A 24,659-nucleotide genomic window follows, 5' to 3' on the forward strand; every position below is an offset into this window, starting at 1 on the left:
ACATCATCAAGGCACAACGGGATCAGAAAGGTTCCTCTACCTTGCGGGCAAGCTCCTCGATATTTTCCGGCGGCCAACCGGACACATCCATACCAAGGTGCAATCCCATCTGGGCCAGCACCTCCTTGATCTCGTTCAGCGATTTCCTGCCGAAATTCGGCGTCCGCAGCATCTCTCCCTCGGTTTTCTGAACCAGATCGCCGATATAGACGATGTTGTCGTTCTTGAGACAGTTCGCCGATCGTACCGACAACTCCAGTTCGTCGACCTTGCGCAGCAAGTTCGGGTTGAACGGCAACTCGGGACGGCGTTCCTGCGGCTGCTGAAGGTTCGGTTCCTCGAAATTGATGAACGGTTGCAGCTGATCCTGAACGATACGCGCAGCCAATGCCACAGCATCGTCAGGGGCGACCGAGCCATCCGTCTCGATCGTCAACGTGAGACGATCATAATCGGTCTGCTGCCCAACCCGGGCATTGTCCACCCTGTAGGCGACCTTTCGGACCGGGCTGTAGATGGCGTCAATGGCGATCAGGCCAATGGGCGCATCCTCGGACTTGTTGAGCGATGAGGGGACATAGCCCTTGCCGATACCGACCGTCAGCTCCACGCTCAGCGAACCGCCCTCATCGACATGACAGATGACGTGATCGGGATCCATGATCTCGACATCATGCCCCGTCTCGATCATGCCCGCCGTGACGACACATGGCCCTTCCGCCTTGAGATAGACCCGCTTGGGAGAATCACTGTGCAGCCGGAGACCGACGGTCTTCAGGTTGAGGACGATATCCGTCACGTCCTCGCGAACACCCGCAATCGACGAGAATTCATGAAGAACGCCATCGATATGCACCGCGGTAATCGCGGCCCCCTGCAACGACGACAACAACACGCGACGAAGCGCGTTTCCGACCGTAATCCCAAAACCACGCTCGAGAGGTTCGGCGATAATCGTCGCTTCGCGATCGGGCCGGCGACCCGGCTGGATATTGAGCTTTTGCGGCTTGATCAGCTCTTGCCAGTTTCTCTGGAGCACCAGATTACCTCGCAGACTCAGTGATGAACCCTGTCAAGTGCACTTGAGGTCGCCCGCATCACGATCGGGCGACCCTTAACGCTGTAGTAGCATGGCCTTGAAGACGGCCTAGACCCGTCGACGCTTCCGCGGCCGACACCCATTATGCGGGATCGGCGTGACATCCCGTATAGTGGTTACGGCAAAACCGGCAGCCTGAAGCGCCCGGAGCGCCGACTCCCGCCCCGAACCGGGACCCTTGACAAAAACCTCCAAGGTTTTCATCCCGTGCTCCATTGCCTTGCGGGCCGCATTTTCCGCCGCCACCTGCGCCGCGAATGGAGTTGACTTCCTTGATCCCTTGAAACCTTGCGCACCGGCACTGGACCACGCAATCGCGTTACCCTGCGCGTCCGTGATGGTGATCATGGTATTATTGAACGTAGCATTCACATGCGCCACGCCCGAGGTAATATTTTTCCGCTCTCTGCGGCGAAGCCTGGTTTCGGCAGCCATGTCTTACTTCTTGACCTTCTTCTTGCCGGCAATGGCGCGGGCTGGCCCCTTGCGCGTGCGAGCATTGGTGTGCGTCCGTTGACCACGCACCGGCAGTCCCTTGCGATGACGCAGGCCGCGATAACAACCGAGATCCATGAGCCGCTTGATGCTCATGGCCACTTCGCGACGAAGATCGCCCTCGACTTTGATATCGCGGTCGATCTTTTCACGAATACGGGAAAGCTCCGCGTCGGAGAGTTCATTCACCCGACGATCATAGGGCACCTCGACTTCGTCGAGGAGCTGCTTCGAAGTCGTGCGCCCAATCCCGTATATATAGGTCAAAGCGACCCAAACCGGTTTTTGCGCAGGAACATTCACACCGGCGATACGCGCCACCTGCCTGTCTCCCACTCAACTACTGACATGGCATATGTCAAAACAAAAGCATACCGCCACGCAGACCCGCGCGGAGGACGCCTGACTATAGGTCCTTGAGCCAACGTGTCAATTGTGGGCTTCAAGGACCCGTTCGATTTCCGACGTCACCTCGTCAATCGACGCCATTCCGTCGATCGTCCGGATGAGTCCCTTGTCACGATAGACCGGCAATACGGGAGCGGTCTGATCGTAATAGACCTGAAGACGCTTCTTCAGCGTCTCGACATTATCGTCGCTTCGCGCACCGCCACTCTCACGACTCCGATTCTCGATCCGTTCGACCAAGGCATCGTCGTCGACCTGAATGAGAAGAACGGCGTCAATCTTCTTTTTCTTGCGTGCGAGCATTTGATCAAGAGCATGAGCCTGCGGCACGGTACGGGGAAAACCGTCCAGAATGAATCCCCTTGCGCAATCGGGCTGTTCGATCCGCTCCGAAACAACACCACAAATGATCTCGTCGGAAACCAATTTGCCCGCATCCATGACCGCCTTGGCTTGCTTGCCGATATCGGTCCCGGCCGCCACAGCGTCCCTCAACATGTCTCCCGTCGAAAGATGGGCCAAACCAAAACGTTCCTTGATGCGCAGGGCCTGGGTACCCTTCCCTGCACCAGGAGGGCCAAATAAAATAATGTTGATCAACGTCGTCCTCTCAGTCTCGCCTTCTTGATGAGGCCTTCATACTGATGTGCGATCAAATGGGACTGGACCTGCGCCACTGTGTCCATGGTCACCGAAACAACAATCAGTAGGCTCGTACCACCAAAATAGAAGGGTACGGCATATTGAGAGATCAGGATCTCCGGCAAAATGCACACGGCGGCAAGATATAGGGCGCCCACGACGGTTAACCGGGTCAATACATAGTCAAGATAGTCGGCGGTTCGCTGCCCGGGCCGTATACCTGGAATGAACCCGCCATGCTTCTTGAGATTGTCGGCAGTTTCCTTGGGATTAAACACTATCGACGTGTAGAAAAATGCAAAAAACATGATAAGCCCGATGTAGAGAACAAAGAACAGCGGCTGTCCTCTTCCCAACAGCGCGCTCACCGTCGCCAGAATGCCCCCACTGGCCCCCGGGCCCGCAAAGCTGCCAAGCGTCGCCGGCAACAGCAGTAGTGAACTCGCAAAAATAGCGGGAATAACACCGGAGGTGTTGAGTTTGAGAGGCAAGTGAGAACTTTCGCCGCCAAACATGCGATTTCCCTGCTGCCGCTTGGGATACTGCACCAGAATACGTCGCTGTGCTCTTTCCATGAATACGATAAACGCGATGACGGCGACGGCGAGAACCAGAATGAACAGGATCAGGAGCGTCGAAATGGCGCCGGTACGACCAAGCTCAAAGAGACTCGCGACGGCTCCGGGCAACTGCGCGATAATGCCGGTAAATATGATCAACGAAATTCCATTACCGATACCGCGCGCCGTGATCTGCTCACCAAGCCACATCAAAAACAGCGTCCCGCCAACAATGGTGATTACCGTGGTCGCCCGGAAAAACACCCCGGATTCAATCACGGCAGACCCACCGGGACCTTGCATCGCCTCAAGCCCCACTGCCAGACCATAAGCTTGAAATGCGGCTAGCAACACCGTGAGATAGCGGGTGTACTGGTTGATCTTTTTTCGTCCGCTTTCGCCCTCCTTCTTCATGGCCTCCACAGTGGGCGAAATAGCGGTCATCAGCTGCATGATGATGGAAGCTGAAATATAAGGAAGAATGCCAAGTGCAAAAATGGACATCCTCTCCAAGGCGCCACCGGCGAACATGTTGAACATGCCCATGATGCCACCAGACTGCTGCTGGAAGATCTGCGCCATCACTTCGGGGTCTATTCCCGGAAGCGGAATGTAGGTACCAATACGATAGACGATCAGACAACCGAGCGCGAACCAAATCCGCTTCTTGAGCTCCGTCGCCTTCGCGAAGACTCCGAAATTCAGGTTTGCCGCGAGTTGCTCCGCTACCGATGCCATAATCTATGCTCTCAGCCCTCTACGACAGCCGCACCGCCGGAAATCACGACTTTCCCGCCAACCTTCTCGACAGCAGCCACCGCGGATGCCGACGCACCCGCTACTTCAATGGTCACCGGCTTGCTCAACTCGCCACGCCCAAGAAGGCGAAGACCATCCAGAGCGCGACGAACAACCCCAACTTTCACCAACAGATCGGCATCTACCGTTCCGCCCGCCTCGATCTTGCCGGTCTCTATTGCCATCTCAAGTGTATCTAGGTTGATCACGGCAAATCGGAGGCGTCCGGGATTCTTGAAACCCCGCTTGGGCAACCGCCGATAGATCGGCATCTGACCGCCTTCGAAATAGCGCGATGCTCCGCCACTACGGGCTTTCTGCCCCTTGTGGCCCTTGCCGGAAGTCTTGCCCGTCCCCGAACCGATCCCACGACCAAGACGCTTGGGTGCCCTTCTGGAACCATCATTGTCCCGCAGCTCGTTCAATTGCATAATACTCTCCGCGTCAGCTGCCGACGCGCTCGACGTCAAGCAAGTGCTTCACTGTGTCAATACGCCCCCGATTGGTAGGTGTATCTTCCACAATCCTCGTACGGTGCAACTTGTTGAGCCCAAGCGCCACCAAGGTCTTCCGCTGATAAGCCGGCCGGCCAATGGGACTTCCGGTCTGCGTGATCTTGAATTTTTCCGCCATCTTTCAGGCCTACTCCGACTTGAACTGTTCGCTGCCCTGATCATGGTCTCGGCGACCAACGATATCGCTCACCTTCTTGCCTCGCTTGGCCGCAATCGAACGCGGAGAATCCATTCCCTTCAGCGCCGCAAAAGTGGCCTTGACCATGTTGTGCGGGTTTGAACTGCCCGTCGACTTCGCAACGACATCACCTATACCCAGTGCCTCAAAAACCGCGCGCATCGGCCCGCCGGCAATGATACCCGTTCCGGGCGGTGCCGAGCGCAGCAGAACCCGGCCTGCACCAAATCGACCAACCGTATCATGATGCAGAGTACGCCCCTGGCGCAATGGCACGCGAATCATGGAACGCTTGGCTTGTTCCGTGGCTTTGCGAACCGCCTCGGGAACCTCCCTGGCCTTGCCGCTACCGTAACCGACGCGCCCCTTTCCATCACCAACGACGACAAGTGCGGAAAAGCCAAAACGCCGGCCACCCTTTACCACCTTCGCTACACGATTGACATTAACCAGCCGATCCGTGAGCTCGGAATCCTGACGGTCTTCGTTACCGCGACCTCGTGCCATCTCAAATCCTCACTTAAAACGCCAAGCCGGCTTCACGGGCACCATCCGCGAGCGCCTTGACCCGTCCGTGATACCGATAGCCACCACGATCGAACACAACTTGCTCAATTCCTTCGGCTTTCGCGCGTCGAGCCAACAACTCACCTACCTTTTTTGCGGCTTCCTGATCAGCACCCGTTTTAAGTGCCGACCGCAAATCCTTGTCAAGCGTTGATGCTGCTGCAATTGTCCTACCTGCCACATCATCGATAATCTGACCGTAAATATGCCGGCCAGAACGAAACACCGAAAGCCTCAACCGCCCCTTCGATCGCTGCCGCAAAGCGAAGCGAGACCTCATTTCACGCCGAAGATGCTTTTGCTTAGAATTTAGCATGGCTATTTCTTCTTGCCTTCCTTGCGCAGGATCGCCTCATCAGAGTAACGAATCCCCTTACCCTTGTAAGGCTCTGGCTTACGAAAACTCCGGATCTCGGAGGCGATCTGCCCCACTCGCCGCTTTTCAGCACCACTGATACTGATCGCAGTGGGCGATTCACAGACGATCTTCACATCTTCCGGAATCGCGAACTTGATATCGTGGCTGTAACCAAGCTGCAAGTTCAAGACCCTGCCGTCAACTGCCGCGCGATATCCAACACCGGCAATCACCAAGTTGCGGGTGAAGCCCTGGCTGACACCGGTGACCATGTTCTGAACCAGAGACCGAGAAAGTCCCCACATCTGCCGCCCGCGCTTGTCCTCGTTGCGAGGTGCAACTTTCACTGCCCCATCATTGAGTTCAACGGCAATTTCCTGTGGCAACGTTTCCGATAGCTCGCCAAGCTTGCCCTTGACGACAACCTCCTGGCCATCAATTGCCACGGTTACTCCACTGGGAACCACGACAGCATGTTTTCCGATACGCGACATGGTCAAAACACCGTGCAGAGAATTTCACCACCGACATGCTGCTCGCGGGCCTCATTGTCGGAGATCACTCCCCGCGGTGTCGACAGTATGGCAATGCCGAGACCGTTATAGACCCGAGGCAGATCACTCACGCCCGCGTAGATTCGCCTGCCGGGACGACTGACACGCTTGAGTTGCCGGATGACAGGTTCACCATTTTGATACTTAAGCTCGATCGACAGCTCCCGTTTTGTAGGATTGTCTTCAACCGCGTCGTAACCTCGAATATATCCCTCCCGACGCAACACATCGAGAACGTTCAAGCGAAGTTTGGACATTGGAGAACGAACGGAGCTCTTGTACGCCATCTGTCCGTTGCGAATACGAGTGAGCATATCGCCAAGCGGGTCACTCATGGACATTTTCTTATGCTCCCGCCTTACCAGCTAGCCTTGACGACACCCGGTACCAGGCCTTCAGAGGCCAGATCCCGAAGTGCAATACGTGAAAGACCAAATTTTCGATAATAGGCACGTGGGCGTCCTGTCAGATTACATCTGTTGCGGACACGCACCTTCGAACTGTTGCGCGGCAGCTTGGCAAGTGCAAGCACCGCCTCAAACCGCTCTTCCGGATCACCTTCCTTGTTGGAAATGAGCGCCTTAAGCGATGCACGCTTGTCTGCATACCTGTCTACCATCGCGCGACGACGATTGTTCTTCTCGATCATGCCTTTCTTGGCCATGCCCGTTTCTCCTTATTTCCGGAACGGCATGTCGAAACCGCGCAAAAGCTCTCTTGCTTCATCATCGGTCTTGGCCGTGGTGCAAATGATGACGTCCATTCCCCGCATCTCGTCAACCTCATCGTAATTGATCTCGGGAAAGACGATCTGTTCCTTCAGACCGAAAGCATAATTCCCCCGGCCGTCAAAGCTCTTGTCCGAAATACCCCGAAAATCCCGAACACGAGGCAGCGCAATTGTGACCAACCGATCCAGAAACTCGTACATCCGTTCACGTCTGAGCGTGACCTTCGCTCCGATCGCCATGCCTTCACGAAGTTTGAAATTGGCAACAGACTTGCGTGCCCGGCATGTATAGGGCTTCTGGCCACTGATCTTCGTAAGTTCGGCGACGGCATTGGTCAGCTTCTTACTGTCCGAAACAGCTTTGCCAACCGCCATGTTGATGACGATCTTGTCCAGCCTTGGAACTTCCATCGAGTTTTTGTACCCGAACTTTTCAGTGAGGTTCTTGCGGACAACCTTGTCATAATGTTGCTTCAATCGAGTCATTGTCCGTTCCTCATCGATCGATGATCTCGCCGGAGCGCTTGGAAAAGCGGACCTTCTTGCCATCTTCGAGATATCTGAAACCGACACGCGTCGGTTTTCCGTCCTTTGGATCAACGTGAGCGACATTGGACACCGAAATCGGCGCTTCGCGGCTGATGATGCCCCCCTCGCCACGAGGGCCTGGCTTCTCATGACGCTTAATCATTGCAACACCAGACACGATCACACGCTGTTCGTTCGGCAGTACCTTGACGACTTCGCCTTCGTGCCCCCTGTCGCGCCCGGCGAGTACGATAACCTTGTCGCCCTTTCTAATCCTGGCAGCCATCAGAGCACCTCCGGCGCAAGACTGATGATCTTCATAAATCTTTTGGCGCGCAACTCGCGGGTCACCGGACCAAAGATACGAGTACCAATCGGTTCCCCCGCGTTGTTGATCAACACAGCGGCATTCCGGTCGAACCGAATGGCCGTGCCATCAGGTCGATGAATCTCCTTGGCCGTCCGAACGATGACCGCTCGATGTACATCACCTTTCTTCACACGACCACGCGGAATGGCCTCCTTGACGGCCACGACAATGACATCGCCAACGGAACCATATCTACGCTGGGATCCGCCAAGTACGCGAATACACTGAACACGACGTGCACCGGAATTGTCGGCAACGTCGAGATTTGATTCTGGCTGAATCATGACCTGGTTCCCTAGCCTCCCACTACAGCGGCGGCATCGGACTGGTCAGTAAGGACTTCCCAGCGTTTGCTCTTCGAAATAGGACGACATTCACGGATACGTACGACATCACCAACCTTGAACTGATTGGCATCATCGTGAGCAGCGTAGCGCTTCGAACGACGAATGTACTTCTTATACAAGGGATGCATCAAACGACGTTCGACATTGACGATCACCGTCTTGTCGCCCTTGTCGCTGACAACCGTACCCTGCAAAACGCGCCTAGGCATTTCTGTCTCCTTAGACCGCCGAAGTCGGATTTTCAGCCGCGCGGCGCTCATGCAGCACTGTCATGATCCGGGCGATATCACGGCGCACTTCGCGAACTCGCGAAGTTCCCTCAAGCTGGCCTGTTGCCTTTTGAAACCTCAAATTGAATTGCTCTTTTTTGAGCTGAATCAGTTGATCACCCAACTGATCGACCGTCTGCGCACGCGCGTCGGAAGCCTTCATCACTTAAACCTCCTGAACGCGACGCACGAAACGCGTACCGATCGGCAACTTCGCCGAACCCCGCCGAATAGCCTCTTCAGCCAGTTCTCCCGGAACACCGTCAATTTCAAACATGATGCGACCGGGCTTCACGGGAGCAACCCAGAATTCAACCGATCCCTTGCCCTTGCCCATCCGCACCTCAGCCGGCTTCTTCGATACCGGCTTGTCCGGAAAGACGCGTATCCACACCCGCCCCGCACGTTTCAAATGTCGGGTAATCGCCCGACGAGCGGCCTCAATCTGCCTCGCGGTAATGCGTCCAGGTTCGGTCGCCTTCATGCCGAAGGCCCCAAAATTCAACGCAGCCCCACCCTTTGCGAGACCGTGAATGCGCCCCTTATGGGCCTTGCGAAATTTTGTTCGTTTCGGTTGCAACATCGATCGGTTTCCTTAGCCCCGGCCAGGACCTTGCTCGTTCATCCGCTTTTCGAAGGCCATGGGATCGTGTTCCATGATCTCGCCACGGAAAATCCATACCTTTATACCGCAGGTACCGTATGCCGTGTTGGCCGTCGCCCGGCCGAAATCGACACTGGCACGCAGGGTATGCAGCGGAACACGCCCCTCACGATACCATTCGGTACGCGCAATCTCCGCACCGCCGAGACGACCACCACACGTCACCTTGATGCCTTGGGCACCAATACGCATGGCAGATTGAACCGCGCGTTTCATCGCTCGACGAAACGTCACTCGCCGCTCAAGCTGTTGGGCGATATTTTCAGCGACGAGACGTGCATCAAGCTCCGGCTTGCGTACTTCGACGATGTTCAGGTGAACGTCACCCTTGCACATCTGGGACAGCTGCTTGCGGAGGTTTTCTATCTCCTGCCCCTTCTTTCCGATGACCACACCGGGCCGGGCGGAATACAAGGTGATACGAGCACGCTTAGCCGGCCGCTCAATGACGATACGACTCAATGCCGCCTGGCTTAGGCGCTCGTGCAGAAATTTACGGATCTTGAGATCCTCGTCCAGCATCTGGGCGTAATCCGCATCGCCATACCACCTGGAATCCCAAGTTCGATTGATGCCGAGGCGCAAACCGATAGGATTGACCTTTTGTCCCATCAGACAGCCTCCTCGCTGGATTCTCGAACGACAATCCGCAGTTTGCTGAACGGCTTCACAACTTTGCTCGCACGCCCACGGGCACGCGGTCGAAACCGCTTCATCAACATGTGCTTGCCTACACTCGCTTCGGAAACCACCAGCCGATCAACATCAAGACCGTGATTATTCTCCGCATTGGCAATCGCGGACTCCAATGCCTTCTTGACCGACCCCGCGATACGCTTGTGACTAAATTCCAAGGCAACTACCGCCTTATCGACAGGCATTCCACTGATCATACCGGCAACGACATTGAGCTTCTGGGGGCTGACACGCAACAACGTCGCCGTGCTTGACGCTTCGTTGTCTGCAAGCAACCTTTCCTGCTTCGGCTTGCCCATCACTACTTCCTTTTTGCCTTTTTGTCGACGCCATGACCAAAGTAGGTCCGGGTCGGCGCAAACTCGCCAAGCTTGTGCCCGACCATGTTTTCCGTGACGTAGACCGGTATGAACTTCTTGCCGTTGTAGACGGCGAAGGTCAGCCCGATGAAATCAGGCATGATCGTCGAGCGACGCGACCACGTCTTGATAATTTCGTTACGACCCGAAGATCGCGCCTTTTCAGCCTTGTCGAAAAGATAGCCGTCGACGAACGGGCCTTTCCATACAGCACGGGGCATGTTCGTCAGCCTCCTCTCTTCTTGGCAACATGACGACTACGGATGATGAATGTCTGCGTCTTCTTGTTGTTGCGGGTACGGCGTCCCTTGGTTGGCTTACCCCATGGTGTCACAGGATGGCGCCCACCCGAGGTCCGACCTTCACCACCACCATGCGGATGATCGATCGGGTTCATCACCACACCACGAACATGGGGGCGCTTGCCCAACCAGCGTTTACGCCCGGCCTTCCCAAGATTGATATTCTGATGATCCGGATTGGAGACCGCGCCTATCGAAGCTCGACACCGCGACGGAACAATCCGGATTTCGCCCGATCCCAAACGCAACTGCGTATAATCACCGTCACGTCCCACGATCTGGGCATAGGCACCTGCAGACCTTGCAATCTGCCCGCCCTTGCCCGGCTTCAATTCGATATTGTGTACAATCGTTCCTATGGGAATACCGCTCAATGGTGCCGAATTGCCGGGCTTCACGTCGACACGCGCCGAAGCGATGACCTGGTCCCCTTCCTGGAGTCTCTGCGGCGCCAGGATGTAGGCCTGTTCTCCATCCTCATAACGGATCAAGGCGATGAATGCGGTTCTGTTCGGATCGTACTCAAGCCTCTCCACAATGGCAGGAACATCCACCTTGGCACGCTTAAAATCGACAACACGATAAGTGCGCTTGTGGCCGCCGCCACGCCACCAGACCGTGGTACGTCCGGAATTGTTGCGACCGCCACTCTTCGTCAACCCCTCGGTCAACCGCTTGACCGGCTTGCCTTTCCACAAATCGCTACGGTCGACCGTAACGAGTTGACGACGGGAGGGACTTGTCGGTTTATATGTCTTCAGTGCCATGCGTCACACCCCTGTCGTCACGTCAATCGACTGGCCCTCGGCGAGTGTGACAATCGCCTTCTTCACATCGGACCGGCGACCGAGCCGTCCTCGAAAGCGTTTTGTCTTGCCTTTTTGAACCAATGTATTCACCGCCTTGACGGTAACGCCGAAAATCCCTTCCACCGCAGCCTTGATTTCCGGCTTGCTGGCATCATGACGCACCTTGAAGACAACCTGGTTGAATTCCGATACGCGGGTCGACTTCTCGGTAATTACCGGAGCAACGATAACATCGTAGTATCGAGGTAGAGCGCTCATTGGAGTCTCTCCTCCAGCAACTTGGCAGCGTCACGAGTCAAAACCAGGGTATCGCGTCGCAAGATATCGTAGACATTCGCCCCTTCCTGCGACAACAGATCAATGAGTGGTATATTGCGAGAAGCTAGCGCAAAATTGCGATCAGCCTCGCCGGCGACAACGAAAAGGGCAGAGTCCAAACCCAGACCATCAAGCGTACCACGAAGAACCTTGGTCTTGGGCTCGCTCATCGTGACGGCATCGACAACGATCAGTTTACCGTCCCGGGCCTTGCTCGAAAGCGCACCACGCAACCCCAGCTTGCGTACCTTTTTCGGCAAATCGAAACCGTGGTCACGCGGGGTAGGACCAAAGACGATACCACCGCCCCGGAACATCGTACCACGCTTGGCACCATGTCGAGCCCGCCCGGTACCCTTTTGTTTGTAGATCTTCGCGGTCGAGCCCGAAACTTCGCTTCGCCCCTTGACCTTGTGGGTGCCGGAGCGACGCTTGGCAAGCTGCCATCGAACAACGCGATGAAGGATATCCTCACGAACATCCGCGCCAAAAACCGCGTCACTCAACTCAGCAGTGCCGACCGACTCGCCGGCGAGGTTCTTTACCTCAACCTGCATGCTTATTCCTCCTCCTCGCCGACTTTGTGCACTTCGAGAGCTTCGCCCCGATGCACGATTGCTGCCGGATAGGGAGCATTCTTCGGCAGGGACTTTTTCTTCGAGTCGGTTACCCGCAAGTAACTTCCCTTGGCGCCCGGCACACCACCTCGTACCAGGATCAGGCCCTGGTCAGGATCGACACCAAACACCTCAAGATTCTGGACCGTCACGGAGTGATCACCCATGTGGCCCGCCATCTTCTTGCCTTTGAAGACCTTGCCAGGATCCTGACACTGACCGGTCGAACCGTGGGACCGATGGGAAATCGAAACGCCGTGGCTTGCACGAAGACCACCGAAATTGTGCCGCTTCATGGCACCGGCGAAGCCCTTGCCAATGCTCGCACCAGCTACATCGACATACTGTCCTGCAACGAAGTGACCGACATGCAATGCCGAGCCTACATCGACCAACGCATCCTCGGCTACCCTGAACTCCCAAAGCTTACGCTTGGGTTCCACCTTGGCCTTGGCAAAATGCCCACGCATGGCCTTGGACACATTCTTGGTCTTGGCTTTGCCAACACCCAGTTGGACGGCGCAATATCCATCCCGATCCTGAGTGCGAACGGCCACAACCTCGCAGTCATCGACCTGCAAAACAGTTACCGGGGTATGGCTTCCGTCGACACCGAACACTCGGGTCATGCCTATCTTTTTGGCAATCAAGCCGGTTCTCATCGTTTCTGCCCTACAGCTTGATCTCGACATCCACACCAGACGCCAGATCGAGCTTCATCAGCGCGTCCACCGTCTGCGGGGTCGGATTGACGATATCCAGGAGGCGCTTATGAGTACGAACCTCGAACTGCTCGCGACTCTTCTTGTCCACGTGCGGTCCGCGATTGACCGTGAAACGCTCAATGCGATTGGGCAGCGGAATGGGACCGCGCACCGCGGCGCCCGTTCGCTTCGCCGTACCAACAATCTCGCGGACCGACTGATCGAGTACACGATGATCGAAGGCCTTAAGGCGTATGCGTATATTCTGCGTATCCATTGGTAACAGTCCCTATCCGCGCCTGATCAATCCTCGATGCTGGCGACGACGCCGGCACCGACGGTACGTCCGCCCTCACGGATGGCGAAGCGAAGGCCCTGTTCCATGGCGATGGGGGCGATCAGTTCGACTTCCATCGTCACGTTGTCGCCCGGCATCACCATCTCCGTGCCCTCGGGCAGCTTGATCGAGCCCGTCACATCGGTGGTCCGGAAGTAGAACTGCGGACGATAGTTCGAGAAGAACGGCGTATGACGCCCCCCTTCGTCCTTCGTCAGGATGTAGGTCTCGCACTTGAACTTCGTGTGCGGCTTGATCGAACCCGGCTTGCACAGCACCTGGCCACGCTCGACGTCGTCCCGCTTGGTGCCGCGCAACAGAACGCCGACATTATCGCCGGCCTGACCCTGGTCCAGCAGCTTGCGGAACATCTCCACGCCCGTGCAGGTGGTCTTGGTCGTCGGACGGATGCCGACGATCTCGATCTCCTCGCCAACCTTGATCACGCCACGCTCCACGCGGCCCGTCACCACCGTCCCGCGACCCGAAATCGAGAACACGTCCTCGATCGGCATCAGGAACGTCCCGTCCACGGCACGCTCCGGCTGCGGAATGAACTCGTCCACCGCCTTCATCAGTTCGAGGACCGCATCGTGTCCGATCTCGTTGTTGCTGCCCTCGAGAGCGGCCAGCGCCGAACCCTTGATGATCGGAATGTCGTCGCCGGGAAACTCGTACGCCGACAGAAGCTCGCGAACCTCGAGCTCCACCAGCTCAAGCAGCTCCTCGTCGTCGACCATGTCGACCTTGTTCATGAACACCACAAGCGCCGGCACACCAACCTGGCGGGCCAGCAGAATGTGCTCGCGCGTCTGCGGCATCGGGCCGTCCGCCGCCGAAACCACCAGGATGGCACCATCCATCTGCGCCGCACCGGTGATCATGTTCTTCACGTAGTCCGCATGGCCAGGGCAGTCCACATGCGCATAGTGGCGGCTCGGCGTCTCGTACTCGACATGCGCCGTGTTGATCGTGATGCCGCGAGCCTTCTCCTCGGGGGCCTTGTCGATGTTGTCATACGACGTGAACGCCGCACCGCCCGACTCCGCAAGAACCTTCGTGATCGCCGCCGTCAGCGTCGTCTTCCCGTGGTCCACATGCCCAATCGTCCCGATATTCGCATGCGGCTTCGTTCGCTCAAACTTTTCCTTGGCCATGGCCTCGTCTCCGTGTCCTTCTCAGAGCGTTCTGTCGATCACGCGTACTTGGCGCGGATCTCGTCGGCGACCGCTTGCGGTACCGGCTCATAGTGGTCAAAATGCATCGTGAATTGCGCACGTCCCTGCGAAAGCGAACGTAACGTGTTGACATATCCGAACATGTTCGCAAGTGGCACCATGGCGCGAATGACCTGCGCGTTCCCACGTGGCTCCATGCCTGACACCTGCCCTCGACGACTGTTAAGATCACCTATGATGTCACCCATATATTCGTCGGGAGTCACGGCCTCAACCCGCATCACAGGCTCCAACAGCTGCGGGCCAGCCTTCTGAATTCCCTCCCGGAACGCAGCCCGGGCCGCGATTTCGAACGCCATCACCGAGCTGTCCACGTCGTGATAGGCGCCATCAATGAGTTCGACCTTGACATCGGTCATCGGGAAGCCCGCGAGAACACCCGACTGCATGGAGCTTTCGAGCCCCTTCTGGACTCCAGGAATATATTCCTTTGGAACGGAACCACCAACAATCTTGCTGGCAAAGCTGAAGCCCGACCCCTTCTCCGCGGGTTCAAACAACAGCTTGATACGGGCAAACTGGCCCGAACCACCGGTCTGCTTCTTGTGCGTGTAGTCGATCTCGGAATTGCGCGTAATCGTCTCGCGATAAGCGACCTGCGGTGCCCCCACATTCGCATCGACCTTGAATTCCCGCTTCATACGGTCGACGAGAATTTCGAGATGCAACTCGCCCATCCCCTTGATGACCGTCTGCCCACTTTCATGGTCGACACCCACGCGAAAGGACGGGTCTTCCTGAGCCAACTTGCCCAATGCAATAGACATTTTCTCCTGATCGGCTTTCGTCTTTGGCTCGACCGCTACCTCAATGACGGGATCGGGAAAATCCATCCGCTCAAGAATGACTGGCTTGGCCGGATCACACAGCGTGTCACCCGTCGTCGTATCCTTGAGGCCGACAAACGCTACAATATCCCCAGCCCGAGCTTCCTTGATTTCCTCGCGACTGTTCGCATGCATCAACAGAAGACGACCAACACGCTCACGCTTGTCCTTGACCGAATTGATCGTGTAGGAGCCGCTCTCCACTGACCCGGAATAAATGCGCGCGAAGGTCAAAGTCCCCACGAAGGGATCGGTCATGATCTTGAACGCGAGCGCCGAAAACGCCTCGTTGTCATCGGACTTGCGTGTAACTCTCTCGTCCTCGGTTCCGGGCTTGATGCCTTCAACAGGTGGCAGATCAACTGGCGAAGGAAGAAAGTCAACCACGGCATCAAGCAGGGGCTGTACGCCCTTGTTCTTGAACGCCGAGCCGCACAGAACCGGATTGAACCTGCCGTCAATTGTTCCCTTGCGGATGCAACGAATCAGGGTATCCGCATCCGGCGTATCGCCCTCCAGGTAAGCTTCCATCGCCTCGTCATCGACCTCGACTGCCGTCTCGATCAATGTTGTACGCAACTCTTCCGCCCGGTCGGCCAGATCAGCCGGGATATCCTCATATGAAAAGGACGCCCCCAGCGACTCGTCGTGCCAGACAATCGCCCGGTTATGGATCAGATCGACCACACCCCGAAGCTCGGACTCGGTGCCGATGGGGAAGTTCACGATCACGGGAACGGCGCCGAGGCGATCCTTCATCATCTCCACGCAACGATCGAAGTTCGCCCCGATCCGGTCCATCTTGTTGATGAACGCCAGGCGGGGAACTCCATACCGATCGGCCTGCCTCCACACCGTCTCCGACTGTGGCTCGACGCCCGCCACCGAATCGAACACGGCGACAGCGCCGTCAAGAACACGCAGCGAACGCTCGACTTCAATGGTGAAGTCCACGTGCCCCGGGGTATCGATGATGTTCACCCGATGGTCACGCCAGGATGCCGTAGTCGCGGCTGACGTGATCGTTATGCCGCGCTCCTGCTCCTGCTCCATCCAGTCCATGGTCGCGGCACCGTCGTGAACCTCACCGATCTTGTGCGAGCGTCCGGTGTAAAACAGGATTCGTTCAGTCGTCGTCGTCTTGCCGGCATCAATGTGCGCCATGATGCCGATATTACGATAGCGCTCGAGGGGAACTTCGCGTGCCATTTTCCGTGCTGCCGTTCAGCCGTTACCAGCGATAATGGGAGAAAGCGCGGTTGGCTTCGGCCATCCGCAAGGTGTCTTCCCGCTTTTTGAAAGCAGCCCCCCTGCCATTTGCCGCATCTAGCAGCTCTCCGGCCAACCGGTCGGTCATTGTCTTTTCGGAACGATTACGAGAAGTTTGGATCAGCCATCGGATGGCGAGAGCCTGCCGACGCTCCGGACGAACCTCAACCGGAACCTGATAGGTTGCACCGCCGACACGGCGCGACCGGACCTCAAGCGAAGGCTTCACATTTTCCATCGCTTCATGAAACAGCTCGACCGGATCGCGTCCCGATCGACTCTGCATTTTCTCGAATGCACCGTAGACAATCTTCTCGGCGGCGGACTTCTTGCCGTCGAGCATCAGATTGTTGATGAACTTCGCCAGAACCACATCGTGAAACTTGGGGTCCGGCAGAACTTCCCGCTTTTCGGCCGCGCGTCTACGCATCGATCAATTTCCTCGCTGGTCCTGCCTATTTCGGCCGCTTGACGCCATACTTCGAACGCGCCTGCTTGCGGCCGTTCACACCCTGCGTATCCAGAGTGCCGCGGATGATGTGATATCGCACGCCGGGCAGATCCTTCACGCGGCCGCCACGGATGAGCACGACAGAGTGTTCCTGCAGATTGTGCCCTTCACCGGGAATGTAGCTCGTCACCTCGTAACCGTTGGTCAGGCGTACGCGCGCGACCTTGCGCAGGGCGGAGTTCGGCTTTTTTGGTGTCGTGGTATAGACACGGGTACAGACACCCCGTTTCTGCGGGCAGGCCTCCATGGCGGGAACCTTGTTCCGCTTCCCGGGGACCTTGCGCCCGTGATTTACCAGCTGATTGATGGTCGGCATAACGACGCTTCCCGGTTCGAGCCGCTCTAAGGACACAATGTCCAAACGATGACAAACGACCGAAAGCCTTTTGCAGGGCTTCGGTCACTCCAATGCAAATCTGATTTCAAGCCTAGGACGGAGGCACCGCGTTTGGGCCGCACGGACCCACCACCAACGCCTGTGTCGAAGTCGCGGTGGGTTCTATTCCCGACAAAGCCCCACGTCAAGCCCGGTGTAGCGACTGAGCCATTCACTTTGGCAGGTACCCGCAAGCTGCATTGGCGTTTCGGGGAACCACCTATCCGGTCACGGGACGTTTCGGCTTATTGCCGCCCTTGAAACAGAGTGAAGATATATTATCTCTGGCATGATGGTCGCCGATGATGGGACCATCAGTTTTCCACCAGACGGTGCGTCCAAATGAGAGGAGCACCGCGTCAGCTGTATCGCTCATACGGAGGATACCATGAGCATCGTTCATTTCGATTCGTTTCCTGCACTTCGCCATTTCGGTCGCGTTTCCCAGTCCCTTGCAAATGGCGCTGTCCCCGGTCCGGCCTATGACATCGAGTCCCATGGCGATGATAGCTTTGTCATTCAGGTCGCGCTTCCGGGCTATCAACGGGATGAGCTTGAGATCAGCTTTCATGACCACAATATGACGGTCAAAGGCTGCAGGAATACCGCACTTGCCGAGAACGCGCAGGTCTTGCACAAGGGAATTCCGACAGACTCGTTTGTCCAGTCATTCAGGCTCGGCGACCATGTAGAGGTCGTCAAGGCGGAACTCGATAGCGGTATTCTGCGCATTGATCTGGTCCGAAGAATACCCGAAGCATTGAAGCCCCGCACAATTTCCATAGGCCAGGCCGACCGGGCCGCGTGAGCCTATCTTAATACGCCGATGAGGCGGATATCGGTTTGGCGTATGCCTGTTTGGCGGTAACGTCCGTAGTCGTAGTCCGCTATCACGCGGCAGCAGGATCCGGCCGGCAAATCCGGCCGGATCCATCCTGTGTGCAGGCATGACATTTGTTTCAGCGGAGTTTGGAGTTCGAAGACGGTGAGTGAGGGTCTCTATCGAGAACTGGGGGTAGCAAAGTCGGCAAGCGCCGACGACATTCAGCGTGCCTATCGCAAACTCGCCAAGAAGTATCATCCTGATGCCAATCCCGGCGACAAAGCAGCCGAGGAACGCTTCAAGAAGATTTCCTCGGCCTATGCCATTCTCAAAGATACTGATCAGCGGGCGCGCTATGACCGCGGCGAGATTGATGACGCCGGCAACGAGCGGGCACCGTTTGGCGGCATGGGTGGCTTCCACAACGCGCGCGCAAAGGCTGGCCAAGGTGGTTTCGAATACCGCTCGGCAGGCGGTTTCGGTGGCTTTGATGACATCCTCAGCGACCTGTTCGGCGGCTTCGCATCCGGTGGGGGAAACTCGACAGGAGGAGGACGCTCCGTGCGAGGCGGCGACATCCATTACCGGACGTCAGTCGACTTCATCAAGGCTGCCGCCGGTGGCAACGAGCGGGTGCGTCTGCAAGACGGCCGCCAGATCGAGGTAACGATACCAGCGGGACTGACAAGCGGTACGCAATTGCGGCTTCGCGGCAAGGGACATCCCGGCAATGGCGGGAATGCACCTTCAGGAGATCTGCTGCTTGAGGTTGAAGTCCGCCCTCATCCCGACATGCGCCGCGATGGTCTCGATATTATCGTGGATCAGCCGGTTCCACTGGAAACAGCTGTGAATGGCGGCAAGGTCCGGGTAAAGACCATCAATGGCGAGGTCTCGCTGAGTGTGCCCGCATGGTCCAGTTCGGGACAGATCCTACGCATGCGAGGTCGAGGTATTCATGACCGCAAAAGCGGCGGCAAGGGCGATCAGCTAGTCCGGCTGATGATCACCCTTCCCGAGAAACCCGACCCCGCATTGCAGGACCTGTTCAACAAGGCCGAAATGCGGACAGGCTGACATCCGTCAATATTCTCCGTGACAGGTTCTTGTCCGTTTCGTCCGTCAGCAGGACAACCTTTCATCGGCACGCCATCGACCGCCCCGAACCGGCTCCGCTACTCGCCCGATGCCGCCACCGCGACATCCGGCCAGAACCGAACGGGATGACCGTGCCCATCGCGAAGGAAACGCGCCATCGTTCTCCGGCTTGCGCAGGGGAACGATGGCTGTCGCTGGAAGCGGACAATCATTCGACCGTGACCGATTTGGCAAGGTTGCGGGGCTGGTCGACATCGGTCCCTTTCAGCACGGCAGTGTGATAGGCCAGCAGCTGTACCGGGATCGAGTAGAGGATCGGCAGGACGAAGGGATCGACTTCCGGAAGCGTGATGCTGCGCCACGCATAACGGCCGAGCTTATCCACACCGCGCTCGTCACTCAGCAATACGATCCGCCCGCCCCGTGCGGCAGCTTCCTGCAGGTTGCTCGCTGTCTTTTCGAACAATCGGTCGCTGGGTGCCATGACAATAATCGGCACGTCGTCGTCAATCAGCGCGATCGGTCCATGCTTGAGCTCCCCCGCAGCATAACCCTCGGCGTGGATGTAGCTGATTTCCTTGAGCTTGAGCGCTCCTTCAAGGGCGATCGGATAAAGCTGGCCACGGCCGATGAAGAGCACGTCGCGCGCATTCTGCAGCGACTGCGCGACCTCATGAATATCGCGATCGCGATCCAGTACCTGTAGTGCTCGGGCGGGAATTTCATCGAGCTGGCGCGCGAGGTGGCTCTCGGTTTCGCTATCGAGTTTACCACGGGCCATGCCGGCACCGATGGCAAGGCATGCAAGTGTGGCGAGCTGGGTGGTAAATGCCTTGGTCGAAGCCACGCCGATCTCCGGACCGGCCAAGGTGCGCAGCACCGCATCCGCTTCGCGCGCAAGAGTGCTCTCGGGCACGTTGACGACGGCGAGGCAAGGATGACCAGCGGACCGCATGTGGCGCATCGCCGCCAGTGTGTCAGCGGTTTCGCCCGATTGCGAAACGAACAGCCCCACCTGGCCCGGCACCAGGGGCGGTTCCCGGTATCGGAACTCGGAGCCAATCTCCCAGTCGGTGGGAATGCCGGCCACCTCCTCGAACCAGTAACGGGCGACGAGGCAGGCATAGGACGCCGTACCGCAAGCCACTGTCGTCAGTCGCGAGATGTTGCGCAGGTCGAACGGCAGCTCCGGCAGGTTGATGCGATGGGTTACCGGGTCAGCAAACGAACGCAGTGTGTCACCGATGACCGCCGGCTGCTCGAAGATTTCCTTTTCCATGAAATGCCGGTGGTTTCCCTTGCCGATCATCGCTCCGGACATTGCCGTCAGGATGATGGGACGTTCCTGGGGACGACCCTCGGCGTCGACGATTTGGGCACCGTCGCGCCGGACGAACGCGATATCGCCTTCCTCAAGATACTGGATACGTTCGGTGAGCGGTGCCAGTGCGAGCGCATCGGAACCGATGAACATCTCATCGTCGCCATATCCCACGGCAAGCGGACTGCCGCGCCGTGCCGCCACCAGCAGATCGCCATGCCCCTCGAACAGCAGCACCAGACCGAAAGCGCCCTCAAGCCGCCGCACCGCAGCTAACGAGGCATCCTCGGGCGACAGTCCGGCACGAAGATGGTGGGCGACCAGATGTGGAACCACCTCCGTATCGGTCTGGGTTTCGAAATGATGTCCGAGCCCCTCCAGTTCGCTCCGCAGCGCCTGAAAATTCTCGATGATACCATTATGGACGACTGCCACGCCCATGCTGCGATGCGGATGGGCATTGGTCTCGTTCGGTACACCGTGGGTGGCCCAACGCGTATGGCCGATACCGGTCGTACCTGAAATGGGATCCTCGGCAAGGCGTGCAGCCAGTCGCTCGAGTTTTCCCTCGGCACGGCGGCGGTCGATGCCGCGTTCAGTCAGCGTGGCAATGCCCGCACTGTCATAGCCGCGATATTCGAGGCGTCTGAGCGCATCAATCAGAATGGGGGTAACGGGCCGCCGGCCGACACAACCAACAATTCCACACAAGTCTGAATTCTCCCTATCAATCGCAATAATCCTATATCGACACCCCGACCGGAGCGAGGATCATAATCGACCCGGCTTACTCCAATGCGTTCATCACGCTACCCTGCCATTGTTAACACTTTGTTCGCCTTTTCGCGTCAAGATGCAGTCCGGGCACATTGCACAACCATGGCAGAACTCGGCATGCGGGATCTGATGCTGGAAAGGTTCCTCGATTTCCTTGAGGAACGCCACGGACAGGAAACGGTTCGTTGCGTACTCGACGAACTCGGGGACATGACCGGAACCTCCGTCGCGCCTGCCCATGGCGGCATCGGAGAGCGCGGACAACGCTTGCGCGCGGCGGCAGAGTTCGCCTCGATGGCCCTTGCCTCGAACCGGGCGGAAACCTTGAGAGCCTTCGGCGGATGGCTAATCGACCACCACACCTTTGGCTGGGTGGCCGATGTCCGGATCGATTCCGATCTCACGGCGCTCGGTCGGCGTCTTGCCGCGGTCATCAACGGCATCATCGAATCCAGCAATGCCATGCGGCTTGCCGATCATGCCACCCGGTCCGAAAAGGTAACACTGGTCTATCGCGACGAAGCCGGTTGGGCCGATATCGTTCAGGGCGCCATCGACACCTGGTTGCGGGTCCACGCACCCGAATACAGGCTGGCACGCAGCGACCTCTCGCATGTCTGCGGAACGCACGTCCAGTTCTGCCTGCATGCACCCCACGAGATCCGGCAACCGGCTCACAATACATGGCCGCGGCATGGCGGCACCGTCCCTCGTCCAGACCAAACTGCCGGACGACAGGACTGACCCCCAGGCACAGCCCTTCACGCGAGCGACACCGCGTCAGTCGAACAACCGGCGCTTGAGGCGGTAGTGGGCGAGAACCGAGCCTGCGGCAGCCAGCACGATCAGATAGGCAAGATGCCCCGATACTGCAGTCACATCGAGCGGCATGCCCACCGACAAAGGGCGCACAATGGCGATCACATGCGTCATGGGCAAGACCCATGAGATCATCTGGATGACGTGAGGATAGCGGTCCACCTCGAAGAACACGCCCGAGAACATGAACATGGGCGTGATCCAGAATGTGAAGAAATAGCTGAAGAATTCCCAGCTCTTCGCATGAGCCGTCGCAGCCAGACCACATGCGGCAAATGTCACCGATGCAAGGAATAGTACCGGCAGGGTCAATACCCCGCCCATGATCGACGGCACTCCTCCCCACAGAACACCGACTACGAAGACGGCTGCACAGGAGAGGAACCCCTTGAATGCACTCCAGAGAAGCTCGCCCGTGAGCACTTCGGCCAGAGTGACCGGCGTGGACAGCATTGCATCCCATGTCTGCTGGATGCGGAAGCGGGCATAGGCGCTTATGGTGGCTTCAAAACTTGAGGAGAACATGGCTCCGTAGGCCATCATCCCCGGTACGATGAAGGCCATGTAGGGAACGCCGGCCATGGTATCGATGACTCGCCCGAGGCCGAAGCCGAAGGCGTAAAGGAAAATCACCGGATTGACCACATTGGTCACCAGTGACGACCAGATCATCTTTTTCCAGGTAAGATAGTTCCTCAGCCAGACGGCGTAGGCTTGGCGACTGATCACGGCGTTCATCATCCCTCGCGAAGCTGGCGGCCGGTGAGACTCAGGAAGACGTCCTCGAGATTGGCCGGGCGATGCGTAAAGGTGGTTTCGGGCGGCATGGCCTGCAGCATGGGCTGGACGTCGTCCACGAACATCAGCACGCTGTCACCGAGGTCCTCCGTCTGGGACAGTGGCAGGTCGCGCGGCAGCGGTTTGTCGACTTCCAGCACATGTGCCTTGACGTGCCGTTCGATCAGCTGGCGTGGCGTGCCCCGGTCCAGAACCTTGCCGTTGTCGATCATGAAGATCGTGTCACACAGCCGCTGGGCCTCGTCCATATAGTGGGTCGTCAGCAACAGCGTCTTGCCCTGTCGCTTGAGAGCGAGCAACTGGCGCCAGATCATCACGCGGGCCTGTGGATCGAGACCCGTCGTGGGTTCGTCGAGGATGATGATGTCGGGGTTGCCGATCAGCGCCCGGGCCATGATGAGCCTGCGCTTCATCCCGCCCGAAAGATGCATCACCCGGGCATCCGCACGATGGGACAGCTGCATGAATTCGAGCAGCTGCGGAACCCGCTCGGTGATATCGGCCGCAGAAAGCCCGTAATACCGGCCAAATACCTCGAGATTGCCGGCGACTGTCAGGTCAGGATCGAGATTGTTCTCCTGCGGTACAAGTCCGATCCGAGCCCGCACATCCCGCGGCATGGCCGACGGCCTCGCCCCTAGGACCGTGATCTTGCCTTCGGTCGGCGTCGTCAGTCCCATGATCATGCGCATGGTGGTGGTCTTGCCGGCACCGTTGGGCCCGAGCAGTCCGACGCAAAGCCCGCGAGCGATGGAAAGGTCGATGCCGCGCACCGCTTCAAGATCACCGAAGCGCTTCTTGAGGCTGTTCGCCTCGATTATGGCTTCCATTTTCACCTGCTTCGAAAGAATGACGGGCATACGAAGAGCGTGATCATGTCCCGGGAATTACCGGCACGCCGAAGAGATAGGGATGCAGGACCAGCAACAACACGTACAGGGCGAGCGCAAGTGCCACACGCCACCAGCCGATCTCGCTGCCGACGAATTTCTGCCGTCCGTCGACGATGGCCGCAAAGGGCACGAACGAGGTACGCTGCACGAAAACCCCCCATCCCGGCGGCGGATTGCGGCCCAGACGCGAGTCCAGCGAATGGCAGCCGGCGAATGCCAGCAACCCAAGCGAACCGAAGAAGATCAGCGAGGCCAGATCGGGATTGGCCAGCACGTGGGCGATGGCCCACAGCCCGACACCCCACATGACCGGATGACGGGTGACCCTCAGGATACCTCGAGCCGGCTCCGCGGCATCGGGATCCGGCGCCTGACCGATAGACGTCGGATTGGGAGCGGTCACCCCGCTGACGAGAAGCAGCAGGGCTATCGGCATGATCAGCAGTGGAAGATGCCGCGCAGCCTCCCCGCCATGCCAGAATGGCCGGTAGGGTGCGTCCCGGAAGGCAGCGACAAGCCAGATCAGGGCAATGATACCCAGCAGCGAATACAGCAGCCGGTACATGCGGACACCGATGCGGTCGATGAGCTGGCCACGGACCTGCGTGCCGGCGATACCGAGGTGGGTGCCGACGAAGAACACCGCAGCCACCATGAGGTCATTCATCGTTTCCTCCGAATCCAA

The 24,659-nt window shown here is 57.8% G+C and carries 37 protein-coding genes; 3 read left to right on the forward strand and 34 right to left on the reverse strand.

What is annotated here, in order from left to right:
- Positions 1–22: 22 nt before the first annotated feature.
- The 30 genes from H6851_17595 to rpsL form a co-directional block, all read right to left on the reverse strand.
- Positions 23–1,039 carry a DNA-directed RNA polymerase subunit alpha gene (locus H6851_17595; GenBank protein ID MCB9945417.1) on the reverse strand — a complete coding sequence of 339 codons (1,017 nt, stop codon included), beginning with the start codon at positions 1,037–1,039 and terminating at the stop codon, positions 23–25.
- Between the two features lie 108 nt (positions 1,040–1,147).
- The gene (gene rpsK, locus H6851_17600; protein ID MCB9945418.1) at positions 1,148–1,534 is read right to left on the reverse strand and encodes a 30S ribosomal protein S11; all 387 of its coding nucleotides are present in this window, start codon (positions 1,532–1,534) and stop codon (positions 1,148–1,150) included.
- Between the two features lie 3 nt (positions 1,535–1,537).
- Entirely contained in the window at positions 1,538–1,915 is a 378-nt protein-coding gene (gene rpsM, locus H6851_17605) for a 30S ribosomal protein S13 (GenBank protein ID MCB9945419.1), read from the reverse strand.
- Positions 1,916–2,023: 108 nt separating this feature from the next.
- Positions 2,024–2,599 (reverse strand): adenylate kinase, encoded by a 576-nt coding sequence (locus tag H6851_17610; protein ID MCB9945420.1) that lies wholly within the window; start codon positions 2,597–2,599, stop codon positions 2,024–2,026.
- Positions 2,599–3,942 (reverse strand): preprotein translocase subunit SecY, encoded by a 1,344-nt coding sequence (secY, locus tag H6851_17615; GenBank protein ID MCB9945421.1) that lies wholly within the window; start codon positions 3,940–3,942, stop codon positions 2,599–2,601. The genes H6851_17610 and secY overlap by 1 nt, the downstream gene beginning before the upstream one ends.
- 11 nt (positions 3,943–3,953) lie before the next feature.
- Entirely contained in the window at positions 3,954–4,433 is a 480-nt protein-coding gene (rplO, locus tag H6851_17620; GenBank protein ID MCB9945422.1) for a 50S ribosomal protein L15, read from the reverse strand.
- Between the two features lie 13 nt (positions 4,434–4,446).
- Complete coding sequence (gene rpmD / locus H6851_17625) at positions 4,447–4,635, reverse strand: 50S ribosomal protein L30 (GenBank protein MCB9945423.1); 189 nt, start codon at positions 4,633–4,635, stop codon at positions 4,447–4,449.
- A 9-nt stretch (positions 4,636–4,644) separates the two neighbouring features.
- Positions 4,645–5,202, reverse strand: coding sequence for a 30S ribosomal protein S5 (gene rpsE, locus H6851_17630; protein ID MCB9945424.1), 558 nt, complete (start codon positions 5,200–5,202; stop codon positions 4,645–4,647).
- Between the two features lie 13 nt (positions 5,203–5,215).
- The gene (gene rplR, locus H6851_17635) at positions 5,216–5,578 is read right to left on the reverse strand and encodes a 50S ribosomal protein L18 (protein ID MCB9945425.1); all 363 of its coding nucleotides are present in this window, start codon (positions 5,576–5,578) and stop codon (positions 5,216–5,218) included.
- Between the two features lie 2 nt (positions 5,579–5,580).
- Positions 5,581–6,114, reverse strand: a complete 534-nt coding sequence (gene rplF / locus H6851_17640; GenBank protein MCB9945426.1) for a 50S ribosomal protein L6 — start codon at positions 6,112–6,114, stop codon at positions 5,581–5,583.
- A 2-nt stretch (positions 6,115–6,116) separates the two neighbouring features.
- Positions 6,117–6,515, reverse strand: a complete 399-nt coding sequence (rpsH, locus tag H6851_17645; protein ID MCB9945427.1) for a 30S ribosomal protein S8 — start codon at positions 6,513–6,515, stop codon at positions 6,117–6,119.
- A gap of 17 nt (positions 6,516–6,532) precedes the next feature.
- Positions 6,533–6,838 carry a 30S ribosomal protein S14 gene (rpsN, locus tag H6851_17650; GenBank protein MCB9945428.1) on the reverse strand — a complete coding sequence of 102 codons (306 nt, stop codon included), beginning with the start codon at positions 6,836–6,838 and terminating at the stop codon, positions 6,533–6,535.
- 12 nt (positions 6,839–6,850) lie between these two features.
- Positions 6,851–7,408 (reverse strand): 50S ribosomal protein L5, encoded by a 558-nt coding sequence (rplE, locus tag H6851_17655; protein MCB9945429.1) that lies wholly within the window; start codon positions 7,406–7,408, stop codon positions 6,851–6,853.
- Positions 7,401–7,718 (reverse strand): 50S ribosomal protein L24, encoded by a 318-nt coding sequence (gene rplX / locus H6851_17660; GenBank protein ID MCB9945430.1) that lies wholly within the window; start codon positions 7,716–7,718, stop codon positions 7,401–7,403. The genes rplE and rplX overlap by 8 nt, the downstream gene beginning before the upstream one ends.
- A complete protein-coding gene (rplN, locus tag H6851_17665; GenBank protein MCB9945431.1) occupies positions 7,718–8,086 on the reverse strand; it encodes a 50S ribosomal protein L14 in 369 nt (122 codons plus the stop codon). Before rplN ends, rplX begins: the two co-directional genes overlap by 1 nt.
- Positions 8,087–8,097: 11 nt before the next feature.
- Positions 8,098–8,358 carry a 30S ribosomal protein S17 gene (rpsQ, locus tag H6851_17670; protein MCB9945432.1) on the reverse strand — a complete coding sequence of 87 codons (261 nt, stop codon included), beginning with the start codon at positions 8,356–8,358 and terminating at the stop codon, positions 8,098–8,100.
- A 10-nt stretch (positions 8,359–8,368) separates the two neighbouring features.
- Positions 8,369–8,581 carry a 50S ribosomal protein L29 gene (gene rpmC, locus H6851_17675; GenBank protein MCB9945433.1) on the reverse strand — a complete coding sequence of 71 codons (213 nt, stop codon included), beginning with the start codon at positions 8,579–8,581 and terminating at the stop codon, positions 8,369–8,371.
- Between the two features lie 3 nt (positions 8,582–8,584).
- Positions 8,585–9,001, reverse strand: a complete 417-nt coding sequence (gene rplP / locus H6851_17680; GenBank protein ID MCB9945434.1) for a 50S ribosomal protein L16 — start codon at positions 8,999–9,001, stop codon at positions 8,585–8,587.
- 12 nt (positions 9,002–9,013) lie between these two features.
- Positions 9,014–9,694 carry a 30S ribosomal protein S3 gene (rpsC, locus tag H6851_17685; GenBank protein MCB9945435.1) on the reverse strand — a complete coding sequence of 227 codons (681 nt, stop codon included), beginning with the start codon at positions 9,692–9,694 and terminating at the stop codon, positions 9,014–9,016.
- Positions 9,694–10,077: a 50S ribosomal protein L22 gene (gene rplV / locus H6851_17690; protein MCB9945436.1), complete on the reverse strand. Its 384-nt coding sequence runs from the start codon at positions 10,075–10,077 to the stop codon at positions 9,694–9,696. The genes rpsC and rplV overlap by 1 nt, the downstream gene beginning before the upstream one ends.
- Positions 10,078–10,079: 2 nt before the next feature.
- Positions 10,080–10,358, reverse strand: coding sequence for a 30S ribosomal protein S19 (rpsS, locus tag H6851_17695; protein MCB9945437.1), 279 nt, complete (start codon positions 10,356–10,358; stop codon positions 10,080–10,082).
- A gap of 5 nt (positions 10,359–10,363) precedes the next feature.
- Positions 10,364–11,206, reverse strand: coding sequence for a 50S ribosomal protein L2 (gene rplB, locus H6851_17700; GenBank protein ID MCB9945438.1), 843 nt, complete (start codon positions 11,204–11,206; stop codon positions 10,364–10,366).
- Between the two features lie 3 nt (positions 11,207–11,209).
- Positions 11,210–11,506, reverse strand: a complete 297-nt coding sequence (locus tag H6851_17705) for a 50S ribosomal protein L23 (protein ID MCB9945439.1) — start codon at positions 11,504–11,506, stop codon at positions 11,210–11,212.
- Positions 11,503–12,123 (reverse strand): 50S ribosomal protein L4, encoded by a 621-nt coding sequence (gene rplD / locus H6851_17710; GenBank protein ID MCB9945440.1) that lies wholly within the window; start codon positions 12,121–12,123, stop codon positions 11,503–11,505. Before rplD ends, H6851_17705 begins: the two co-directional genes overlap by 4 nt.
- Before the next feature lie 2 nt (positions 12,124–12,125).
- Positions 12,126–12,845, reverse strand: coding sequence for a 50S ribosomal protein L3 (gene rplC / locus H6851_17715; GenBank protein ID MCB9945441.1), 720 nt, complete (start codon positions 12,843–12,845; stop codon positions 12,126–12,128).
- A gap of 10 nt (positions 12,846–12,855) precedes the next feature.
- Positions 12,856–13,164: a 30S ribosomal protein S10 gene (gene rpsJ, locus H6851_17720; GenBank protein MCB9945442.1), complete on the reverse strand. Its 309-nt coding sequence runs from the start codon at positions 13,162–13,164 to the stop codon at positions 12,856–12,858.
- A 26-nt stretch (positions 13,165–13,190) separates the two neighbouring features.
- Positions 13,191–14,381, reverse strand: a complete 1,191-nt coding sequence (tuf, locus tag H6851_17725) for an elongation factor Tu (protein ID MCB9945443.1) — start codon at positions 14,379–14,381, stop codon at positions 13,191–13,193.
- Between the two features lie 38 nt (positions 14,382–14,419).
- Positions 14,420–16,498 (reverse strand): elongation factor G, encoded by a 2,079-nt coding sequence (gene fusA, locus H6851_17730; GenBank protein ID MCB9945444.1) that lies wholly within the window; start codon positions 16,496–16,498, stop codon positions 14,420–14,422.
- Positions 16,499–16,520: 22 nt separating this feature from the next.
- Positions 16,521–16,988: a 30S ribosomal protein S7 gene (rpsG, locus tag H6851_17735; GenBank protein ID MCB9945445.1), complete on the reverse strand. Its 468-nt coding sequence runs from the start codon at positions 16,986–16,988 to the stop codon at positions 16,521–16,523.
- A gap of 25 nt (positions 16,989–17,013) precedes the next feature.
- Complete coding sequence (gene rpsL, locus H6851_17740; protein MCB9945446.1) at positions 17,014–17,385, reverse strand: 30S ribosomal protein S12; 372 nt, start codon at positions 17,383–17,385, stop codon at positions 17,014–17,016.
- Between the two features lie 448 nt (positions 17,386–17,833).
- Here rpsL and H6851_17745 point away from each other — a divergent pair, with 448 nt between their 5' ends.
- Positions 17,834–18,253: an Hsp20 family protein gene (locus H6851_17745; protein ID MCB9945447.1), complete on the forward strand. Its 420-nt coding sequence runs from the start codon at positions 17,834–17,836 to the stop codon at positions 18,251–18,253.
- 177 nt (positions 18,254–18,430) lie between these two features.
- Complete coding sequence (locus H6851_17750; GenBank protein ID MCB9945448.1) at positions 18,431–19,345, forward strand: DnaJ domain-containing protein; 915 nt, start codon at positions 18,431–18,433, stop codon at positions 19,343–19,345.
- A gap of 229 nt (positions 19,346–19,574) precedes the next feature.
- On the opposite strand, the gene glmS is transcribed toward H6851_17750, so the two are convergent.
- Entirely contained in the window at positions 19,575–21,398 is a 1,824-nt protein-coding gene (gene glmS / locus H6851_17755; GenBank protein MCB9945449.1) for a glutamine--fructose-6-phosphate transaminase (isomerizing), read from the reverse strand.
- A gap of 168 nt (positions 21,399–21,566) precedes the next feature.
- On the opposite strand from glmS, the gene H6851_17760 reads away from it, so the two are divergent.
- The gene (locus tag H6851_17760; GenBank protein ID MCB9945450.1) at positions 21,567–22,208 is read left to right on the forward strand and encodes a hypothetical protein; all 642 of its coding nucleotides are present in this window, start codon (positions 21,567–21,569) and stop codon (positions 22,206–22,208) included.
- A gap of 36 nt (positions 22,209–22,244) precedes the next feature.
- Here H6851_17760 and H6851_17765 read toward each other — a convergent pair whose 3' ends face one another.
- The 3 genes from H6851_17765 to H6851_17775 are packed head-to-tail and all read right to left on the reverse strand — an operon-like array spanning position 22,245 to position 24,641.
- Entirely contained in the window at positions 22,245–23,012 is a 768-nt protein-coding gene (locus H6851_17765; protein ID MCB9945451.1) for an ABC transporter permease, read from the reverse strand.
- Between the two features lie 8 nt (positions 23,013–23,020).
- Positions 23,021–23,911 carry an ATP-binding cassette domain-containing protein gene (locus H6851_17770; GenBank protein MCB9945452.1) on the reverse strand — a complete coding sequence of 297 codons (891 nt, stop codon included), beginning with the start codon at positions 23,909–23,911 and terminating at the stop codon, positions 23,021–23,023.
- 43 nt (positions 23,912–23,954) lie between these two features.
- Entirely contained in the window at positions 23,955–24,641 is a 687-nt protein-coding gene (locus H6851_17775; protein MCB9945453.1) for an NnrU family protein, read from the reverse strand.
- Positions 24,642–24,659 lie beyond the last annotated feature (18 nt).

This window comes from Geminicoccaceae bacterium, assembly GCA_020638465.1.
GTDB lineage: Bacteria > Pseudomonadota > Alphaproteobacteria > Geminicoccales > Geminicoccaceae > JAGREO01.

Coding starts and splice junctions, on each gene's coding strand:
- rpsK (MCB9945418.1), bottom strand. CDS start 1,534: ATGGCTGCCGAAACCAGGCTTCGCCGCAGAGAGCGGAAAAATATTACC.
- secY (MCB9945421.1), bottom strand. CDS start 3,942: ATGGCATCGGTAGCGGAGCAACTCGCGGCAAACCTGAATTTCGGAGTC.
- rplO (MCB9945422.1), bottom strand. CDS start 4,433: ATGCAATTGAACGAGCTGCGGGACAATGATGGTTCCAGAAGGGCACCC.
- rpmD (MCB9945423.1), bottom strand. CDS start 4,635: ATGGCGGAAAAATTCAAGATCACGCAGACCGGAAGTCCCATTGGCCGG.
- rpsE (MCB9945424.1), bottom strand. CDS start 5,202: ATGGCACGAGGTCGCGGTAACGAAGACCGTCAGGATTCCGAGCTCACG.
- rplR (MCB9945425.1), bottom strand. CDS start 5,578: ATGCTAAATTCTAAGCAAAAGCATCTTCGGCGTGAAATGAGGTCTCGC.
- rplF (MCB9945426.1), bottom strand. CDS start 6,114: ATGTCGCGTATCGGAAAACATGCTGTCGTGGTTCCCAGTGGAGTAACC.
- rpsH (MCB9945427.1), bottom strand. CDS start 6,515: ATGTCCATGAGTGACCCGCTTGGCGATATGCTCACTCGTATTCGCAAC.
- rpsN (MCB9945428.1), bottom strand. CDS start 6,838: ATGGCCAAGAAAGGCATGATCGAGAAGAACAATCGTCGTCGCGCGATG.
- rplX (MCB9945430.1), bottom strand. CDS start 7,718: ATGGCTGCCAGGATTAGAAAGGGCGACAAGGTTATCGTACTCGCCGGG.
- rplN (MCB9945431.1), bottom strand. CDS start 8,086: ATGATTCAGCCAGAATCAAATCTCGACGTTGCCGACAATTCCGGTGCA.
- rpsQ (MCB9945432.1), bottom strand. CDS start 8,358: ATGCCTAGGCGCGTTTTGCAGGGTACGGTTGTCAGCGACAAGGGCGAC.
- rpmC (MCB9945433.1), bottom strand. CDS start 8,581: ATGAAGGCTTCCGACGCGCGTGCGCAGACGGTCGATCAGTTGGGTGAT.
- rplP (MCB9945434.1), bottom strand. CDS start 9,001: ATGTTGCAACCGAAACGAACAAAATTTCGCAAGGCCCATAAGGGGCGC.
- rpsC (MCB9945435.1), bottom strand. CDS start 9,694: ATGGGACAAAAGGTCAATCCTATCGGTTTGCGCCTCGGCATCAATCGA.
- rplV (MCB9945436.1), bottom strand. CDS start 10,077: ATGGGCAAGCCGAAGCAGGAAAGGTTGCTTGCAGACAACGAAGCGTCA.
- rpsS (MCB9945437.1), bottom strand. CDS start 10,358: ATGCCCCGTGCTGTATGGAAAGGCCCGTTCGTCGACGGCTATCTTTTC.
- rplB (MCB9945438.1), bottom strand. CDS start 11,206: ATGGCACTGAAGACATATAAACCGACAAGTCCCTCCCGTCGTCAACTC.
- H6851_17705 (MCB9945439.1), bottom strand. CDS start 11,506: ATGAGCGCTCTACCTCGATACTACGATGTTATCGTTGCTCCGGTAATT.
- rplD (MCB9945440.1), bottom strand. CDS start 12,123: ATGCAGGTTGAGGTAAAGAACCTCGCCGGCGAGTCGGTCGGCACTGCT.
- rplC (MCB9945441.1), bottom strand. CDS start 12,845: ATGAGAACCGGCTTGATTGCCAAAAAGATAGGCATGACCCGAGTGTTC.
- rpsJ (MCB9945442.1), bottom strand. CDS start 13,164: ATGGATACGCAGAATATACGCATACGCCTTAAGGCCTTCGATCATCGT.
- tuf (MCB9945443.1), bottom strand. CDS start 14,381: ATGGCCAAGGAAAAGTTTGAGCGAACGAAGCCGCATGCGAATATCGGG.
- fusA (MCB9945444.1), bottom strand. CDS start 16,498: ATGGCACGCGAAGTTCCCCTCGAGCGCTATCGTAATATCGGCATCATG.
- rpsG (MCB9945445.1), bottom strand. CDS start 16,988: ATGCGTAGACGCGCGGCCGAAAAGCGGGAAGTTCTGCCGGACCCCAAG.
- rpsL (MCB9945446.1), bottom strand. CDS start 17,385: ATGCCGACCATCAATCAGCTGGTAAATCACGGGCGCAAGGTCCCCGGG.
- H6851_17745 (MCB9945447.1), top strand. CDS start 17,834: ATGAGCATCGTTCATTTCGATTCGTTTCCTGCACTTCGCCATTTCGGT.
- H6851_17760 (MCB9945450.1), top strand. CDS start 21,567: ATGGCAGAACTCGGCATGCGGGATCTGATGCTGGAAAGGTTCCTCGAT.
- H6851_17770 (MCB9945452.1), bottom strand. CDS start 23,911: ATGGAAGCCATAATCGAGGCGAACAGCCTCAAGAAGCGCTTCGGTGAT.
- H6851_17775 (MCB9945453.1), bottom strand. CDS start 24,641: ATGAATGACCTCATGGTGGCTGCGGTGTTCTTCGTCGGCACCCACCTC.